15 protein-coding genes are annotated in these 18,386 nt (G+C 53.7%); 6 read left to right on the top strand and 9 right to left on the bottom strand.

The features are described from left to right. Positions 1-2: 2 nt before the first annotated feature. Entirely contained in the window at positions 3-2,444 is a 2,442-nt protein-coding gene (gene pgaA / locus AAIE02_RS06015; protein WP_498532161.1) for a poly-beta-1,6 N-acetyl-D-glucosamine export porin PgaA, read from the bottom strand. 698 nt (positions 2,445-3,142) lie between these two features. On the opposite strand from pgaA, the gene AAIE02_RS06010 reads away from it, so the two are divergent. Further along, positions 3,143-3,706, top strand: a complete 564-nt coding sequence (locus AAIE02_RS06010; RefSeq protein WP_336707363.1) for a helix-turn-helix transcriptional regulator — start codon at positions 3,143-3,145, stop codon at positions 3,704-3,706. A gap of 37 nt (positions 3,707-3,743) precedes the next feature. Here AAIE02_RS06010 and cueP read toward each other — a convergent pair whose 3' ends face one another. The 6 genes from cueP to AAIE02_RS05980 all read right to left on the bottom strand — a co-directional run bounded on the left by cueP (position 3,744) and on the right by AAIE02_RS05980 (position 9,581). Then, on the bottom strand, positions 3,744-4,292 hold the full coding sequence (gene cueP / locus AAIE02_RS06005; RefSeq protein ID WP_498532160.1) for a copper-binding periplasmic metallochaperone CueP: 549 nt from the start codon (positions 4,290-4,292) through the stop codon (positions 3,744-3,746). A 153-nt stretch (positions 4,293-4,445) separates the two neighbouring features. Beyond that, positions 4,446-5,159, bottom strand: coding sequence for a hypothetical protein (locus AAIE02_RS06000; protein ID WP_498532159.1), 714 nt, complete (start codon positions 5,157-5,159; stop codon positions 4,446-4,448). 22 nt (positions 5,160-5,181) lie between these two features. Beyond that, positions 5,182-5,721 (bottom strand): hypothetical protein, encoded by a 540-nt coding sequence (locus AAIE02_RS05995; RefSeq protein WP_498532158.1) that lies wholly within the window; start codon positions 5,719-5,721, stop codon positions 5,182-5,184. Beyond that, on the bottom strand, positions 5,721-8,153 hold the full coding sequence (locus AAIE02_RS05990; protein ID WP_498532157.1) for a CS1-pili formation C-terminal domain-containing protein: 2,433 nt from the start codon (positions 8,151-8,153) through the stop codon (positions 5,721-5,723). The genes AAIE02_RS05995 and AAIE02_RS05990 overlap by 1 nt, the downstream gene beginning before the upstream one ends. A gap of 179 nt (positions 8,154-8,332) precedes the next feature. Continuing rightward, on the bottom strand, positions 8,333-8,821 hold the full coding sequence (locus AAIE02_RS05985; protein ID WP_336982727.1) for a CS1 type fimbrial major subunit: 489 nt from the start codon (positions 8,819-8,821) through the stop codon (positions 8,333-8,335). 43 nt (positions 8,822-8,864) lie between these two features. Continuing rightward, positions 8,865-9,581: a hypothetical protein gene (locus AAIE02_RS05980; protein WP_498532156.1), complete on the bottom strand. Its 717-nt coding sequence runs from the start codon at positions 9,579-9,581 to the stop codon at positions 8,865-8,867. Between the two features lie 764 nt (positions 9,582-10,345). Between AAIE02_RS05980 and AAIE02_RS05975 the strand changes: the two genes are divergently transcribed. From AAIE02_RS05975 to yjiA, 3 genes are read left to right on the top strand one after another with little or no spacing between them, the layout of a single operon-like run. Beyond that, a complete protein-coding gene (locus tag AAIE02_RS05975; RefSeq protein WP_498532155.1) occupies positions 10,346-12,499 on the top strand; it encodes a carbon starvation CstA family protein in 2,154 nt (717 codons plus the stop codon). Between the two features lie 56 nt (positions 12,500-12,555). Then, the gene (locus AAIE02_RS05970) at positions 12,556-12,759 is read left to right on the top strand and encodes a YbdD/YjiX family protein (protein WP_008460696.1); all 204 of its coding nucleotides are present in this window, start codon (positions 12,556-12,558) and stop codon (positions 12,757-12,759) included. Between the two features lie 13 nt (positions 12,760-12,772). Then, complete coding sequence (gene yjiA / locus AAIE02_RS05965) at positions 12,773-13,738, top strand: GTPase (RefSeq protein WP_166874547.1); 966 nt, start codon at positions 12,773-12,775, stop codon at positions 13,736-13,738. A 10-nt stretch (positions 13,739-13,748) separates the two neighbouring features. On the opposite strand, the gene btsR is transcribed toward yjiA, so the two are convergent. Further along, positions 13,749-14,468 (bottom strand): two-component system response regulator BtsR, encoded by a 720-nt coding sequence (gene btsR, locus AAIE02_RS05960; protein ID WP_008460700.1) that lies wholly within the window; start codon positions 14,466-14,468, stop codon positions 13,749-13,751. Next, complete coding sequence (locus tag AAIE02_RS05955) at positions 14,462-16,150, bottom strand: LytS/YhcK type 5TM receptor domain-containing protein (protein ID WP_336982720.1); 1,689 nt, start codon at positions 16,148-16,150, stop codon at positions 14,462-14,464. Before AAIE02_RS05955 ends, btsR begins: the two co-directional genes overlap by 7 nt. 508 nt (positions 16,151-16,658) lie before the next feature. Between AAIE02_RS05955 and AAIE02_RS05950 the strand changes: the two genes are divergently transcribed. Together AAIE02_RS05950 and AAIE02_RS05945 are read left to right on the top strand one after the other, a co-directional pair. Beyond that, a complete protein-coding gene (locus AAIE02_RS05950; RefSeq protein ID WP_336982718.1) occupies positions 16,659-17,681 on the top strand; it encodes a methionine ABC transporter ATP-binding protein in 1,023 nt (340 codons plus the stop codon). After that, positions 17,674-18,342: a methionine ABC transporter permease gene (locus AAIE02_RS05945; RefSeq protein ID WP_336982716.1), complete on the top strand. Its 669-nt coding sequence runs from the start codon at positions 17,674-17,676 to the stop codon at positions 18,340-18,342. Before AAIE02_RS05950 ends, AAIE02_RS05945 begins: the two co-directional genes overlap by 8 nt. Positions 18,343-18,386 lie beyond the last annotated feature (44 nt).

Genomic DNA, 18,386 nt, shown 5'->3' with positions numbered 1-18,386 from the left:
CCTTAAAATCGTAAATTTGCATCAAAAGCGACGGCGAGATGCGTTTCCCGCTTGCCGTCCCAGGGGCGCTTTTCCCAGTTCAGCATGGCCCCGGTGTCAAGGACGTTGTTCCACCGGATACGCTGGCCATATCCCAGGGTTGTCATCGCCCCCGCCCCATAATTTTTTTGCCGGTAAATACCCGCTCGGGCGCTAATCTGCTGGCTCCAGACGGTGTCATAGCGCTGGTACAGCACGTGATTAGCGGCGAGCGTCGGCGCGGCGGATAAGTCCCATTTCGGGCTGTAATAGGCGGTGTCGGTCTTGCTGTTGGTGCTGTATGCCACGCCGGGCTGCAGGTCGAGCGTGATCCGCGCCGTCTGCCATAGCCGTTCTTTGCCCTGGAAGGTGTATTCTTGCCGGTGGTTATGGTCCGAAAACCAGCTGGTCGCGGTCGCGAGCTGATATTCACGCCGTTCATTTTGATGCCAGCGCACCCACAGGTTGGCCTGATTCGCACTTACCCCGTTGCGTAAAGCCCGCAGCGGCGTTGCCCGGGCCAGGCGTTCCACTTCACCTCCTACTCGCCAGCTGTCGTTGAAGCTGTGCCAGGCCGAAACCCGCCCGCCAGGCTTATTGCCACCGTTGAAGTTATTGTTCGCCAGTTCAAGCTCGACCCAACTATTGCGCGGCCGCCACTCTATCCCCCCAAACACGCTGCGGCTTAAGCCCTTACCTTCTTCAAAACGACCGCGCTCAAAGCGATGACCGCCAAACAGCCTCCAGCTGTCGGCTACCGGTGGGCCGTAAATCGCCATATCCCAGCTAAAATCGTGCGCCCCGCTGACGGGCGTATCAGAGTGGATCCCCTGCTGACCGTTAAGACGCAGTTCGGACATTCGGTGAATTTCGCGCGTTCGGTTCAGCCGCTGAGAAGCGATATCCAGCGGAGCGCGCAGCATCACATCGTCGGTTAGCAAATCCATTTGCCGCCACTCGTGCAGATCCTGCGCGACATAAGCCTGCTGCCGCTCCAGCTCAAGGTTGGATGGCTCAAGCACCTCCGCCTTTTTTAACTCTCGTTCAGCGGCCAGCGGCAGCCCGCGCGCCTGCAACACCCTGGCATAATCAATACGTAACCCCTGGTTGCCCGGCGCGGTACTGGCCAGGCGCTGGGACAACGTTTCTGCTGCTGGCAGCGCATTGGTTGACAGGAGGTATTGCAGCGAGAGCGTTTTAGCTTCCAGCCAGCGATCGTTTGGTTCGGGATTCGGGGAACCCGGCACGTAGCGACGATAAGGCGTTGTCTGAGTCAGGTTTTGCAGATAACGAGCGGCAGCGTCGTACTGTCCGCTGTCCAGCAAGGCATAAAACATCGCCTGCTCATTCTCATTCGTCGCGCCGCTGAACAGCTGCGGCGTTAGCGCCTGCGCCCTTTCTACCTGCTTTACCGCGAGGTAAGACGCAATAACCCAGCGTAAAGCCCAGGGTGGAACGCGCACGCCTTCTGAGGCCAGGGCTTCATATTCCTGAATGACCTTTGGGTAATGATTGTGGGCATAAAGTGCACCAAGCCGGTCTATTCGCGCTCTGGTAACGTCCTGCTGAGCCTGCGGATTACCACGCCATTCGGCGAGCAAAACGTCGTAACGATCCAACGCCCGCTGCGCGACGGTAAAACGAGCTTTTTCCTCTCCTGGAGGGATCTCAGCCATGCGCACCCTTTCGGCCAACGCGTTAAGTTCCAGACTTCTGCGCTCATTTGCCGGAAGGTTCGCTTGCCTGGCAAACGCCAGCGCTGGCGTATTCACTCTGTTCACGGTCAGGCTGGATATCAGGTTTTGCAGTGCCGTTTTATCCCCTGGAGCAAGCGCGATGGCTTGTATGTCGCTTAGCAACTGGTCCCAGGTTTTTCCCTGCCGAAGATAGACATAAGAGAGCGTCTGCCAATGCGCCAGCGTCGGCTTTTCCCCGATCAAACGCAGGGCTTCATCTCTGGCCTGCCAGGCTTTTTGCCCGTCGGCCAGCGTTTTAATTTGCCCTATACGATAGTCATCGTTTCCAGGCGAGAGCTGAAGCACCCGCTCCCAGAGGGAAAGTGATTCCGTCCAGCGATGAAGGTTACGCAGGGATTGCGCCGTGGCGGCGACCCCACGAGCCGGGATAGCAGTACGCTCCTGATAACGCTGCCACACGCTGACCACTTCATCATCACGCCCGGCCCAGGAGGCGACCTGCAACCAGTCGGCCACCTGTTCCGGGTGCAATGCTCTTTGCTGTGCCTTATGTTTTAAGGCGTCAAGCAGGGGTTGATAATCCCCATTTCGTGCCTGTAATACCTGACTGTCATAGCGTGATGTTGCCCCCACCCCTTGCGCTGAAAGCAGCCCTGGCATGATTAACAATAACGACAGCTTCAAGCCACGATAAAAGAATAACTTATTGATACTCAGCCGCTGTTCCATAAATATCTATTATTCCATTATGAATGAGCATAGTTTATCCGCCGCGTTAAATGCCGGATATCGGCACTAGCGGATGTAATTCACACGGTAAAACACTCTTTTGATATGCAGAGTATTTATTTAAACGGGCACTCCTCACTTAACGTCTTTTTCTGCATCTGGCTTTAGGAACAAACTCAAAATAGCGGAGATTACACATTAGGTCAGACAGCAAGAATGATAAGTCACCATGAATAATTTTGTGAACACTTCCTGACGGCCAAAAACATGCTTTTAAGAATACTCTGTACCGACTTTTCAATGAATAACTTTCAATACAAAACAAAAACACAAGCAACTGATTTAAAATGAAAAAAAACCACATCAAAAATATAAAAATGATATGGGAGATGTTTCTATCAATATGTTTAAGTGAAAATCAATGTATTAATCAGGACATTTCCTGGCAAAGATTCCTAATTTCCACACCACAGACTTCTCTCTTATTTCATTTTATTTATAATTTCCCGCGCCAGGAATAAAGAAGGATATCTCTTTGACCCTAACGCTTCACCAACAATTAATATCAACCCCAACACTTACCTAAAGGTTAGTTAGCTCATTTTTAAAGAAATAATAGTGACACGCTGTGAAAACACATACCTCTGGTTTCAATGGCCAGGCATTTGGATTGCATGATATTAAAGGAATACACTGCGGTGAATGCGACAATTTTGATCACACAAGATCGCTATCTTTACCAGGGAATAAAAAACTATTTTCCTGATGTTATTCGGCTGTACTCCGTCGACAGAAGAAGCTTCAGCTATGGCTACAAAGAGTACGCTGTCCTGGTCGATAGCCGGTTACCACTGGAGCAGTGGGAAAACATCATCACCAGCGCAGAGAAAGCGGAGGCACCGGTACGTTGCATCATGCTGGATATGCGCCACAGTGAACTCTCCCCACTGAGACTTAAGTGGAGCCTCGATATGTCGATGCCGTACCGGGACATTGAAGGACTGTTCTGGCTGCTGCAAAAAGTGAAGCTAGACCGCCAGGCCGGGGAATGGTTTTATGCCATGCGCCTGAGTCAGGAGGAGCGGAAGATGATGATGTGGCTAAGAAAGGGTTTACCAATGGAAGCCGTGGCGGAAAAGCTCTGCACGTCACTGAAAAGTCTTTATCGCCGACGGAATGAACTTTACGAGAGATTGGGACTGGCCAACTTTAATGAGGCCTGCCTGCTCATTTATACCGACGAAGAGCAACAGTACCCCTAGTTTTGGCAGTGTGACATGAGGCCGCCGCCCGTCGGGCTTATGATTGCTGCAATGGCAAGGTGGTCATACAAGTTTGACTGTCGTCGAAGGTGGCAAACGCGGATTGCGCGGTGCGGCCCTGATAGCTGACGCTGACCGTCCCTTCGGTATTGCGCGGCAGCCACACGCCGATGAAGCCATTTTGCTGGCTGGTCAGCGTTTTATTCAGGATAACGTTGCCCGATTTATCGGTAATTTTGACCTCAAAGGGCGTATTGACCATCTCACCCTGGCAGCCGGAAAGGCTGTGATTGAAGCAGGGATGCGTTTGCTGCAGGTATGGCGCAAACGACAGATAGAACTTATCCCCCAGCGGGTAGCTAAACTTCTGCTGCCCGTCCGAAAGCACCAGCGCACGGCTGGTCACACCGGCGCTAAAACCCAGCGGGCGAGCCTGCGGGGACTGATCGATAGCCTCAACCATTTGCTCGGTAGTTTTTCCCGCCAGCCCGTGTTTCGCCAGAAAGACATTTGCCTCAGGTGTGGCCGCCAGTGCAGACCCGCTAAGGGCCAGCGCCAGCCACGCCGCCATGATACGTATTTTCATCCTGTTTCCTTTTCCAGAGTAAGGTTTAACAACCACTGACGCGGACGTTACACCTTCCCCCAGGGGGAAGGTCAAAGGCATGGCAGTAAAGAACGGTAAGATTCTGTATTTATAAAGTTTTAATTGATCTCAATCAGCTATTTTTCGACATTTCTAGTCCGCCTGAGCATCAAACAATAGCGTCACGACTCCCTTCCAGGTTGAACCTGGGGATTTCACCATCGTTTCAACCCCGGGTTTCCGGACTTTAAAATCAACCTGTGAGCGACGATGAACAACAAACTCGCCGGGAGGTAAAATAACATGGCCAGCCGGTAACGAATTCAACAGCAGATTTCTGGCTTCTCTTCCGTTTTCCGTTTTATAACCCGGTAAGGTGAGAGAAACCTCCAGCGGTATTTTTTCTCCGGTGGGGGATGTTGTTTCGCGTAACGCACAGGCCCCATCCAAATCATACTCACAGCGCATATTGACAGTGAAGCCGGAGGTAGACGACAGGGTGAAGGGGACTTCCTGACTCAGGGAGTCAGGGACACGCCCACCGTTTGTCCACTGGCTCCAGCCGCCTTTCGGGGCCAGACTGACCTTGATCAATTCCGCGTCGGAGGGAAACTTCACCTGGAAGGCATGACGTACGGTCGCCTTTATTTTTATTCTAATTTCAGTGTCAGAGGTCGTTTCGGCATGAAAGTTAATATCTTCGCCTTCACCAACGGTATAAACCACTTCACCTTCGTACTCACCGCTGTAAACACCTAATGGATTGGGTGTTTCTAACGTATAGCCAAAGCTAAAATTGGAAATACGAACATCACCTTGAAAAGAATTACTAAGCTTTCTGTAGCAGGTCAGAATTCTTTCTGGCACTCCCCATCCATGTCTGAACTCACTATACGCAGAACCAAGGCCAACGCCAACCCGCCCCGAGCACCCGCCCTGAGGATAAAGACCCGTGCCTTGCATTGCATTGCATTGCATTAAATATGTTATATCTATCTATCGACGTGTGTTGCATACCAAAAAAAGCCAGACGAAATACCCCTGTAATTTGATTCCCTGTTTTATCATCTCTTAAAACAATATTCTTTTTCGTGCCATCAAGGGATATTGCTGTATAATTGCGTGCGTTATTGCTCGTAGAGTCAAAATACTTTTCCGCCGATAACCCAGGGATCAAAATACTGAACTCCCCCGCATTACAATACGCAGGGTGCTGAGAGCAAAATCCTGTGACCGGGGTAGTATTCACAAACGCATTCTTCTGCGGCTGCTGCAGGTCGGCGATAAACTCCGTAGTGACGTTCACCGTTGCAGCGTTGACTGTGGATATCATCGCCAATAAAAGCAGCGCGGACAGTGCGGCCGTATTTCTTCTGCGAAACAGGGCGTTATTAATGAAGTCGATAATATACATCTGTCGGGTAAACATTATATGTCCTTATTCCTGGCTGCTTTGCTGGCCGCATAGCCTGCGTTCCCCGCCAGCGGTAATTCGTCACAGGTCAGATTGCCGAGGAAAATAATCTCATCGGCCGTTTTCTGCGTGGTGGGATTCAGGCGTATTTCACACTGGTTCATTGCGCGGTACTCCACCGCCAGCACCGGGTTGTTTTCATGCACTTCGAGGGTGAACAGCCCGTCGGATTCGGTGACCGTCCTGCCGGCATGATTCACCACCTGAGCACCGCCCAGGGCGTGGCCATCGCCGTCCACCAGGCGCCCCATCACCGTCACCGTTTTCATCACTTTCACGGAATACGCACTGACGCCCCCGCGAATATGCTGGTAGCTCAGGTACTCAGGCTCGACTTTCAGCGCCGGGGCTTCCGTGCCGGGGAAGTCAATCTGCACCGTGCCGGGTTGCCAGGCATCGACCGGAATGAAGTTCCTGCCCGGTTTGAGCGGCACTGTACCACCCGGATAAAGCGCCACCAGTTCGGCATTTTTATCGTCGGAGGAGACATCCACTATCATGCCGCCGCCCTGATAATGTGCCGCCTGTTTCGACATTGTGACCCGCCCGCCACCCAACGCCAGCAGGCTGCCGGTATTGAGGCCGCCGGACAGCCTGCCGTCCAGCGTTGAGCTCTGCCCCCAGAAAGTGCCCGCCATCATCGGCGTATCAAACTGGTTGTAAGTGCTGAACCCTGCGCCGTGGCGGTCCGCCGTCAGCGTCGCCGTCGTCATCTTCACGGGGCCTTTGTCCCAGGTCTGATTGACCGAGGCGGAGGTATAGAGATCCCGGCTGCCGCTGGTGTCCGTGCGGCTGCCGACGCTGATATTGCCGCTGCGTTTCTGCCCGCCGAGCGCGAAGCTGGCGGAGAGACTCACGCCGCGGTTGCGTAACGTGCTGCCATTGCCGTAGGGGCGATCAAACGCGGCCAGCCGCCAGTTAATGGCGTTCCCGGCAAGTACGGTACGGGTATTAAAGCCCACGTCGGCACCGATACCGCTGTGACGGCTTCTGTGCGTCAGACGGGCGGTGAGGCTGTTCTCGCTGTTCAGGCGCCAGGTGGTGGACAGCACGCTGCTGTGTTCCAGCGAAGGGCGAGCCGTATACCGGTAGGGTTCATCTTCCTGGCGATACCAGCTCCGGCTGTGGCTGAGGGCGACATTACCCTTTGCGTGCGACCATATTCCCTGGGTATCAAACCCGTGACCGGTGAGATTGCTCCGCCAGATATTACCGTACAGCTGCACCGGCTTTGCCGCCTGCCAGTCGAGTGAAACCCCGGCCTGACGCTCTTCCCCCGTCTTCTGCACGGCCACGCCGACCGTCGCCAGCGGATGCAACAGGTAATTGACGCTGGCCCCGGCCGCAAATTCACCGTTATCTTCATTTTTGTCACTGTTCCACAGCGTCTGCTGCTGCCCGGCGAACACGTTATAGCGCAGGCGCTGGCCCGGCGTTCGCCAGCGGGTGGGTTTATTAATCGTTTCAGTGACCCTGCTGCTCTCACGGCCGTCTTCAATGAGGCGAATTTCAACTTCATAGATACCGGCCGGCAGCGGCACGGTGTCTAACATTTGCAGGCCGGGTTCAACAGGCTGAGAATTTATCAGGGTACCGTCGCGGTAAATTTCAGCCACACCTTCACGGTTGGCGGAGACGTAGACGGGATAAAGCGCCGGAATGTCCCCGCCCTTCAGTAGTGCATCGCCGCTGCCCGCCATCATGCCCGCCAGCGTGCTGATACCGCCTCCCGGCGTATAAAGCTGGCGTATCAGGCCCTGACTGTCCGGCGTAAATAGCCCGGTACGGAGAAAGTGTTGCTGAAATTCACGCTGAACGTAGAGAGAGGTTATGGCATGGCGGGAAGTGCTGCCGAGGCTGTTGCTGCGGGTCTGGTCATGCTGAAACTGGCTCATTAATGTCCAGCTCCCCAGCGCGGCCTCCAGGCCCCCGTTCCAGCTCATGCTTGACTGCTGCTCGCTGCCGCTGAGGTTAAGCTGGTTATTCAGCAGCAGGCCTGAATCCCCATCTTCGGGTAAGGTATACCAGTATTTATTCGCGTCGTTTCCCGGTTGCTGCGTGAGTAAAACGAGGCGGGCATCGCTCAGGCTGTAATCCGCCGCCAGCAGCCCCGGCGGGCAGGCATGGTCACTGCACTTCCCAAGCGGAACAAAGTCAGTGAACGCCTTTAACCAGCGCTGGCGTTCGGCCTCGCTAAACTCACTGTCGCCGTTATCGGTAAAATGGATAATCCTGGCCCGGTTATCCTCCGTCACGATGATCATGGCATCGCCCAGGACCCGGTTATCTACCATGATGCGGGCTGAAAGCGGGGCATTGAAGAAATACGCCTGAAAATCATCCGGCATAGCCGCTGCCTGGCTGGCAAGCGTCGCAGGCTGAGCCAAAACATTTACACTGCTGAAAAGCAGACATAACGACCCTGTTAATGGACGCAAAAATCCCATAATATCAAACGCCTGAAATTTTCTTTCCGAAGAAAGAAAAGAGAAATCCCTCTCTCTTTTCTCCTCAATGCTCGATTGTTCGGTAACCGAACACACCATGAATACTGCTGCCGCTAAAATTAAGGCGTAACGGTATCAAACATCATGGTCACGGCCCCGATGTAGGTCCCGGCCGTTGGTTTAGAGCCAGCCGCTTTCTGGCTTACCGTCAGGGTGGCCGTTTTCTCTGCTGCGGCTTCGGTCGTGTTGTACAGCGTGACCGCTGACACGGCGTCAACCGGCAACGTCTGGCCGGCAATATTCACCTGGAGATCGATAGTATCCGTACCGCTGGCCGAGCTGAGCACAGGCTGCCCGGACAGATAGGCTTTGATGCCCCCGCCGGAATTTTTCATTTGCAGCTGCTGAGAAAACCCATCCAGAGAGCCCGTCGCCGCATTCCATGCCATTTTTTGCGTCTGGGCATTCCAGCCGTTAACTGGCGTGACAAAGAACTCAGTATCAGGGATCGCCGCCTCTACGTTGAAATCAACCTGCAGAGGAGCAGCGTGAACCGCCGATGCCGTCGCCAGAAGGGCACCGAGTAAAGTCATTTTTTTTGCGTACATATATCATTCCTTTTGATAACAGAGAGAACAGGGTTACTTCAAATTACGAACCTGATTTCAGCGCCTTTTTTTGACCACCTTCATTCAGCGTGTAGTGCCAGATTTTTTGCGGCACAATGTCCCGCTCCAGGCTCCGGCCGGGCCTTAATTGAATATTGACGGGTGGACTACAGTCTTTAAGTGTTGCATCGCAGGATTTCAGGTCGCTGATAACCACGGAGGCATTCCCCTTGTTGCTGATAAGCAGTTTTTTATCTTTATCCGTAATTTGCGTATCGAAGCGAACATTATCGGGATGAACGGTCACAATGGTGCCAAACCCGGTGAGTACGCTGACGCTGGCGTTGATGGCATCCTGATACTTTTCAACTTCATCCTTGCTGAGCGTAAATTCATCCCTGTTTTTCGGCACGACGGGAATATAACGCACGCGATAATAAGACTCTTTATTGCGGGCGCCGGTATAGACCAGTCTGTTGGTTTGCATTCCGCCCGCAGGGATAATTAGCCGCGGCGGGGACGAAATAACCCCGGCGCCCTGCCCGTTAACAATGGCCGCATTATCAAGCGGAATTTCCTTTGCCGGGCTGTGCTCGTTATAAACTATTTCACTAACCTCAACGCGTACAAATGCCGTGGCATCCCCGGAGTTATGAATGCGTTTGGCGAGGGTGTTTTTACCGGAATAGATATACTCATTTAACGGCCCCACATTAATCACCGGGCCAGCGACTGCCGGCATAGCCAGAGTAATTAACATTGTCAAAGGCAAGGCTGTGGATATCGCATTTCTTTTTGTTTTAGTCGATTTATTTTCAGATAAAGACATAAAAGCATCGCCATAAATTAATTTCATTGCTGCGTATTATGTCTGCCAGCACGATTTGCACAACGCTAAACAGCTTAATTAAGAAACAAATAATAAATCTCATCAATTAATATGTAACCACAAAGAGTCATGCAACCTTATGTTTTTAAACGCTAATAACAAAAGCATTCATTAATAATATATTGACATACATTCAGTTTAAGGCAGGCAGCACGCTTACTTCCGCCGTCCTGAGATACCACAACCTGTCTTTGCAAAAAACGAACAAACAAAAACGCCAAACAATTAACACCACCTCATGTATTAATAAGCGCATGAAATGGAATTTAAATTCAGTCGTAATAACACGTTACGATCAATAATTTCCGTAAATGCCATCCTATTATTTATTTCAACGCCCATAGCGAAGTTTACGCTCAGCCCAATGGAAACCAACCCGGCTATATCATTAAATTCTCTCTGCTTATCATGAGATCTTAATCACACTTTTCAGTGAGTTAGCGCCAGGTAAAAACCGCTTAGCCTGCCTCGCAACCGCTTATTCCTGTATACGACCACTCGGCCACTCTTTTCCCCCTCTTACCGCAAAAATCGTCACGCTATGGCTGGGCTATTTTTATGCCCTTCTTTTACAACAACCAGGTTCAGCGAGACGGCGAACAGGCATGACGCCAGGGCTGACAAACGGATGAATTATGAATAAAAATAAATTTCTCAAACATATACCCTGGGTGATTCTGGGTATCATCGGGGCCTGCTGTCTGGCCGTCGTCGCCCTGCGACGGGGGGAACACATCAGCGCCCTGTGGATCGTCGTCGCCTCGGTGTCGGTCTATCTGGTGGCTTACCGCTACTACAGCCTTTATATCGCCCAGAAGGTGATGAAGCTGGATCCTACCCGCGCCACACCGGCGGTGATCAATAACGATGGGCTGAACTATGTCCCGACCAACCGTAACGTGCTGTTTGGCCACCACTTCGCGGCGATAGCCGGAGCCGGGCCTCTGGTCGGCCCGGTGCTGGCGGCGCAGATGGGCTATCTGCCCGGAGTGCTCTGGCTACTGGCAGGCGTTGTACTGGCCGGGGCGGTGCAGGACTTTATGGTGCTGTTTATCTCCTCGCGCCGAAACGGGGCTTCTCTTGGCGAGATGATCAAAGAAGAGATGGGGCCCGTGCCGGGGACGATTGCCCTGTTTGGCTGCTTCCTGATCATGATAATTATCCTGGCCGTGCTGGCTCTTATCGTGGTGAAAGCGCTGGCTGAAAGCCCGTGGGGCGTATTTACCGTTTGCTCGACGGTGCCGATTGCCCTGTTTATGGGCATTTATATGCGCTTTATTCGTCCAGGCAGGGTCGGTGAAGTGTCCGTTATCGGGATTGTGCTGCTGGTCGCCTCGATTTACTTCGGGGGCGTGATTGCCCACGACCCTTACTGGGGCCCGGCGCTGACCTTTAAAGACACTACCATTACCTTTACGCTCATCGGCTATGCCTTTGTCTCCGCCCTGCTGCCGGTCTGGCTGATCCTCGCCCCGCGCGACTACCTGGCGACCTTCCTGAAAATCGGCGTTATCGTCGGCCTGGCGATTGGGATCGTTATCCTCAATCCAGAGCTGAAAATGCCGGCGATTACCCAATACGTGGATGGTACCGGTCCGCTGTGGAAAGGTGCATTGTTCCCGTTCCTGTTTATCACCATTGCCTGTGGCGCAGTATCCGGTTTCCACGCGCTTATCGCGTCCGGCACCACGCCAAAACTGCTGGCCTGTGAAACCGATGCTCGCTTTATCGGCTACGGTGCGATGCTGATGGAGTCATTTGTGGCCGTTATGGCCCTGGTGGCGGCATCCATCATTGAGCCAGGTCTGTACTTTGCCATGAATACGCCACCGGCGGGTCTGGGCTTTACCATGCCAAACCTGCACGAGCTGGGCGGGGAAAACGCGCCAGTGATTATGGCGCAGCTGAAGGAAGTGACCGCGCACGCGGCCGCCACCGTCAGTTCCTGGGGCTTTGTGATTTCGCCTGAGCAGATCCTGCAGACGGCAAAAGATATCGGGGAACCTTCCGTGCTTAACCGCGCAGGCGGCGCGCCTACGCTTGCCGTCGGTATTGCACATGTGTTCCACAAAATTGTGCCCGTCGCCGACATGGGCTTCTGGTACCACTTCGGGATCCTGTTTGAAGCGCTGTTTATTCTTACCGCGCTGGATGCCGGCACCCGTTCTGGCCGCTTTATGCTGCAGGATCTGCTGGGTAACTTTATCCCGTTCCTGAAGAAAACCGACTCGCTAGTGGCCGGTATCATCGGCACCGCTGGCTGCGTAGGCCTGTGGGGCTACCTGCTGTATCAGGGCGTGGTCGATCCGCTGGGCGGCGTGAAAAGCCTGTGGCCGCTGTTCGGCATCTCCAATCAGATGCTGGCGGCAGTTGCATTAGTGCTGGCCACAGTGGTGCTGGTGAAGATGAAACGTACCCGGTACATTTGGGTCACCGTGGTGCCTGCGGTCTGGCTGCTGATCTGTACCACCTGGGCGCTGGGCCTGAAGCTGTTTAGCAGCAACCCGCAGATGGAAGGCTTCTTCTTCATGGCCAACCAGTATAAGGCGCGTATCGCCGCCGGTGGGGCGGATCTGACGGCTCAAGACCTCGCCAACATGAACCACATTGTCGTCAATAACTACACCAACGCGGGCCTGAGCATTCTGTTCCTGGTGGTGGTTTACAGCATTATTTTCTACGGCATTAAGGCCTGGAAAGAGGCGCGTAAATCCGACCAGCCGACGGACAAAGAAACGCCTTACCAGCCTGTGCCGAAAGAAGGCATTAAGATTTCTTCCGGACACTGATCGCTTCATCTGACAGCCCCGCATTAGCGGGGCTTAAATCACTAAAGGAGCGACGAATGTTTGATAACTTAGGTGCTGCAAAAAAGTACCTCGGCCAGGCGGCAAGAATGCTCGTTGGCATTCCGGACTATGATACCTACGTGCTGCATATGCAGACGAACCACCCGGATCAGCCGCCCATGACCTACAAAGAATTCTTCCGTGAACGCCAGCAGGCGCGCTACGGCGGAGACGGTAAAGGCGGCATGCGCTGCTGTTAACAGGAAGGACGCGATGACACCGATTGCAGTAACCGTATTAACCGGCTTTTTGGGTGCAGGGAAAACCACCCTGTTACGTCATATCCTGCATACCCAGCAGGACGAGAAGATTGCCGTTATTGAAAATGAATTTGGCGAAACGCCTATCGACAGTCAGCTGATTGGCGACCGCGCCACACGTATAACGACCCTGAGCAACGGCTGTATTTGCTGCACGCGCTCAAGCGAGCTGGAAGATGCCCTGCTGGATCTGCTTGATAGCCGGGACAAAGGTGAAATCCACTTCGACAGGCTCATCGTCGAATGCACCGGCATGGCCGACCCTGGCCCTATCCTGCAGGCCTTTTTCGCCCATGAAATCATCTGCGAACGCTACCTGCTTGACGGCGTGATCGTCCTGGTCGACGCGGTACATGCCGATTCACAGCTGGATCAGTTCCCGCTCGCCCAGTCGCAAATCGGCTACGCCGATCGTATTTTACTGACCAAAACCGATGTAGCCGGTGAATCCGCTGCATTGACTGAACGCCTGCAGCGCATTAACGCACGCGCGCCTGTGTACCCTATCCTGCACGGCAATATCGATCTTCCGCTGCTGTTTAACACCCGCGGCTTTATGCTGGAAGAAAACGTCGTGGCGACAAAACCTCGCTTCCACCGCATTGCCCCGCAGCAAAATGAAGTCTCATCCATTGTGGTGACGCTGGACTACCCGGTGGCGCTGTCCGCCGTCTCTTCCGTGATGGAGAACCTGCTGTCCGGCTTCGCCAACAACCTGCTCCGCTACAAAGGAATGCTGTGGATTGAAGACCAGCCCTGCCGCCTGCTGTTCCAGGGCGTGCAGCGCCTATACAGCGCCGACTGGGACCGCGAATGGCAGCCGGACGAAACGCCGGAGAGCACGCTGGTGTTCATCGGCGTCTCGCTCCCGGAGGCCGAAATCCGCGACGCTTTTGCCGGATTAAAACCTGCCGCGTAGAGCAATAACCTTAAAGCCCTACCGCCTCTTTTAACGACTTCAAATAGCGGCGGCTCACCGGCACGGTGCGGCCATCCCGCAGCAACAGCTCCGCCTGACTGTTATCCTCCAGGCGGATCTCCTGCAAATAATTCATGTTCACCAGATATTGCCGGTGGCAGCGCAGCAGCGGCGTGCGGCTTTCCAGCGTGCGCAGTGTTAATTCGGTAAAGCCTTCTTTGCCATCCCGGCTGGTGACATACACCCCGCTTAGCCGGCTGCTGACGTAGGCCACCTCCTCCATCTGCAGCAGCCAGATGCGGCTGTGGCCGCTGCACGGGATAAATTTTAGCGGCTGCTGGCTGTCCGGCAGGCGGGAAACATCCTGCGCTTCGCTCTCCTGATGCAGGCGAGCCAGCGTTTTTTGCAGCCGCTGCGCTTCGATAGGTTTGAGCAGATAGTCAAATGCGCACTCCTCAAACGCCTGTACCGCGTATTCATCAAAAGCGGTGAGAAACACAATGCGTGGCCGATGGCGTTCGTCGAGCATCCCCACCATTTCCAGCCCGCTAATACGCGGCATCTGGATATCGAGAAACAGCACGTCCGGGCGCAGTTTGTTCACCGCGCTAATCGCCTCTATCGCGTTGGCGCATTCCCCGACTATCTCAATCTCGCCATCGTTCTCAAGCAGGACGCGCAGGTTCTCACGCGCCAGCGGTTCATCATCCACAATCAATACTCTTAACATACCAACTCCTCGGTGGGCAGGCGCACGGTGATGCAGGTAACACGGTCGGGGTCGCAGCTCACGGCCAGACCATAATCTTCCCCAAACTTCGCCCGCAGCCGCTTGTCCACCAGATTCATTCCCAGTCCGTTACCGTTCTCTTTTGGCCGGTACAACCCGGCATTATCCTCGACATCCACCAGCACGTCTTTTCCCTCTGTACGGGCACGAATAGTAATCATGCCGTGGCCTAATTGCTGAGAGGTGCCGTGTTTAATGGCGTTTTCCACAATCGGCTGTAGCGTGAAAGCTGGCAAACGCTGATTCGCCAGCTCGTCGGGCACCTGCCAGTCCACCGCCAACTGAGTCTGGAAACGCGCCAGCTCAATTTGCAGATAGGCATTCACGTGCTCAATTTCATCGGAAAGCGTGACAATTTCAGACGGGCGCTTGAGATTTTTGCGGAAAAATGTCGAGAGGTACTGCACAAGCTGCCCGGCTTTGTCGCCATCGTGGCGAATAACCGCTTTCAGCGTGTTCAACGCATTAAATAAGAAGTGCGGGTTCACCTGGGCATGCAGCAGCTTAATCTCGGACTGCGCCAGCAGCGCTTTTTGTTGTTCATATTTCCCGGCGAGGATTTGCGCCGACAGCAGCTGCGCAATCCCTTCGCCGAGCGTGCGGTTGATCGAGCTAAACAGCCGGTTACGCGCCTCATAGAGTTTTATCGTACCGATCACCCGCTGATTTTCCCCCCGCAGCGGGATAACCAGCGTCGACCCCAGCTTGCAGTTAGGATGCAGCGAGCAGCGATAAGGCACCTCATTGCCGTCGGCGTAAACCACTTCGTTATTCTCGATGGCCTGCCAGGTGTAACCCGACGAAATAGGCTTGCCCGCCAGGTGGTGATCGGCCCCGGTGCCAATAAACGCCAACAGCCTTTCCCGGTCGGTGATCGCCACGGCGCTGATGTCCAGTTCCCGGTGCAGCACCTTCGCCACCTTCAGGCTATTTTGTTCGTTGAATCCCTGCCGGAGGATCCCCTCGGTTGCGGCCGCGACCTTTAGCGCGGTGGCGGAGAACGCGGAAGTGTATTTCTCAAACATCGCGCGTTTATCCAGCAGAATGCGCATAAACATGGCGGCACCCAGCGTGTTGGTGACCATCATCGGCGCAGCGATGCTTTCCACCAGGTGGAGCGCATCCTCAAAGGGCCGCGCGATAAGCAAGATAATGATCATCTGCACCAGTTCGGCGACAAAGCTCGTCGCTCCGGCGACCAGCGGGCTAAACAGTTTGTCCGTCCTGCCCCGGCGGATTAAAACGCTGTGGATTAACCCGCCAATCAGTCCTTCCGCAATGGTGGAGATCATGCAGCTCAGCGCCGTCATTCCACCGAGAGAATAGCGATGCAGCCCGCCGGTTAGCCCCACCAGCCCGCCCACCACCGGCCCGCCTAACAGGCCGCCCATCACGGCGCCAATGGCGCGCGTGTTGGCAATGGAGCCTTCAATGTGAAGACCAAAATAGGTGCCCATAATGCAGAAAACCGAGAAGGTGATGTAGCACAGCAGCTTGTGGGGTAAGCGCACGGTCACCTGCATCAGGGGGATAAACAGCCGGGTTTTACTCATTAACCAGGCAATGACCAGGAACACGCACATCTGCTGCAGAAGCAGCAGGACTAAATTGGATTCGTACATCTTCAGACAATCTCCGCTCTCGAGGCGGGAAAGATACCTTGATGAGACTAGAATTTCCGGGGCATGGCGCAGATTTGTTAAATTTGGTACGAAAATAACAGCGAAAACGGCACCAGGGAGAACCAATATAAAACTAAAAAAACCAGGCAGAACAATCATCGACCAATAACATATCGTTAATAAAATCGATTAACAGCCCGTTCATTATTTATCCCCCCCCCCACACTCCGCTGATTATTATTTAAACAAACGCAGTTAATCAATTTAACGATAAGCAATGCCATGTTTTTGCTAAAGCGTATTAATCCCGGTCAGGAAAGAACCATCATGGATTTATATTTCTTATGGCTATAAGTCATATCTTTATATTCTTCTGAGCAACGGTATTAGCAGGTAGTATCAGCCAAATAACAACGATTCAACGCCCATAACACGGCATTCGTGCGCTAATTGGCAGCATATCATGCTGTTGCATTGCGGAAAATTTCAGCAGGTAAGGACCAGGATAATGATCGTTCTCTCGGGCGTATCAAAAATATTTGCCAGCAGACATGGCGCCATTACCGCCGTAGATAATATTAATATCAACGTCAATAAAGGCCAGATTTACGGCATTATTGGCTACAGCGGCGCGGGTAAAAGCACATTAATAAGGTTATTAAATGGGCTGGAGAAACCCACGTCAGGATCGATCATTGTCGCCGGGCAGGATATTGCCCAGGCCAGAGGCGAACAGCTCCGTCAGGCTCGCCTAAAAGTCAGCATGGTCTTTCAGCACTTTAATCTGCTGTGGTCCCGGACCGTTGCCGAGAATATTGCCTTTCCCCTGCAAATTGCCGGTGTTAATAAAAGCCAGATTCAGCAGCGTGTTAACGAGCTGATTAAGCTTGTGGGGCTGGAGGGGCGCGAAAACGCCTGGCCCGCTCAGCTAAGCGGTGGCCAAAAGCAGCGAGTCGGCATTGCTCGCGCGCTGGCCAATAACCCGGATGTTTTACTGTGCGACGAAGCCACTTCGGCGCTGGATCCGCAAACGACCGACGCGATTCTCGATCTGCTGCTCGACATTAACCGCCAGCTCAACTTAACCATCGTGCTCATCACCCATGAAATGCATGTGGTGCGCAAAGTTTGTCAGCGCGTAGCGGTGATGGAAAACGGCAGAATCGTTGAAGAAGGCCCGGTGCTGGATATTTTCACCCACCCGAAGCAGCCCATCACGCAAACTTTTGTGCGTCAGATTGCGGGGCAAAATACGCCCAGAGAACCCTTCAATCCACTCTGGGTTCAGGGCATTGGCGGCAGCATTCTGAAGCTGATTTTCCCTGGCGGAGAAGCCCAGCAGCCGGTGATTGCCGATGTCATTCAGCATTTTAACGTCGCGCTGAATATCCTGCACGGCAACATTACCCAGACGGTAGACGGCGCGTTTGGCGAGCTGTACGTCCATATGGATGACGCCAGCCAGCTAGAAAATATTGTGCAATACCTGAATCAAAAGCGGGTAGAGACTGAGGTTATTCGACATGCTTGAGCAATACTTCCCGCATTTAAAACTGGACAAACTGTGGGCCGCCACAGGCGAAACGCTCTACATGACGGCCTGGTCGGGAGTGGCAACGTTCGTGTTTGGCATCGCCCTCGGCGTGCTGCTGTTTCTCACTTCTCGCGGTCAACTGTTGCAGAATCGACTGGTTTACTCGGTGGTGACCGTGCTGGTCAACGTCTTCCGCTCGATCCCGTTCATCATTCTGATCGTCCTGCTGATCCCCTTCACGAAAACGCTGGTTGGCACCATTCTCGGCACCAACGCCGCGCTGCCGGCGCTGATCGTCGGGGCGGCCCCCTTCTACGCCCGCCTGGTGGAAATTGCACTGCGCGAAGTCGATAAAGGCGTTATTGAAGCCACGCGTTCAATGGGGGCCAAAACCCACACGCTGATCTTCCGCGTGCTGCTGCCTGAATCCTCTCCGGCGCTGGTGTCCGGGATGACTGTCACTCTGATTGCGCTGGTGAGCTACAGCGCCATGGCTGGGGTTATCGGTGCTGGCGGCTTAGGCAACCTCGCCTATCTGGAAGGTTTCCAGCGTAACCATAATGACGTCACGCTGGTGGCCACGGCCACTATTCTGGCGATCGTTTTTATTATTCAGTTTATCGGCGACCGCATCACACACCTGCTCGATAAACGCTAACGGCTTTCACACCTTTCGGGCGACAGAAGCACACACTGCCGCCT

The organism is Cedecea sp. Ae19-4 (assembly GCF_059801165.1).
The sequence above is the reverse complement of the archived record's forward strand: the minus strand, read 5'-3'. Positions and strand labels throughout refer to the sequence as shown.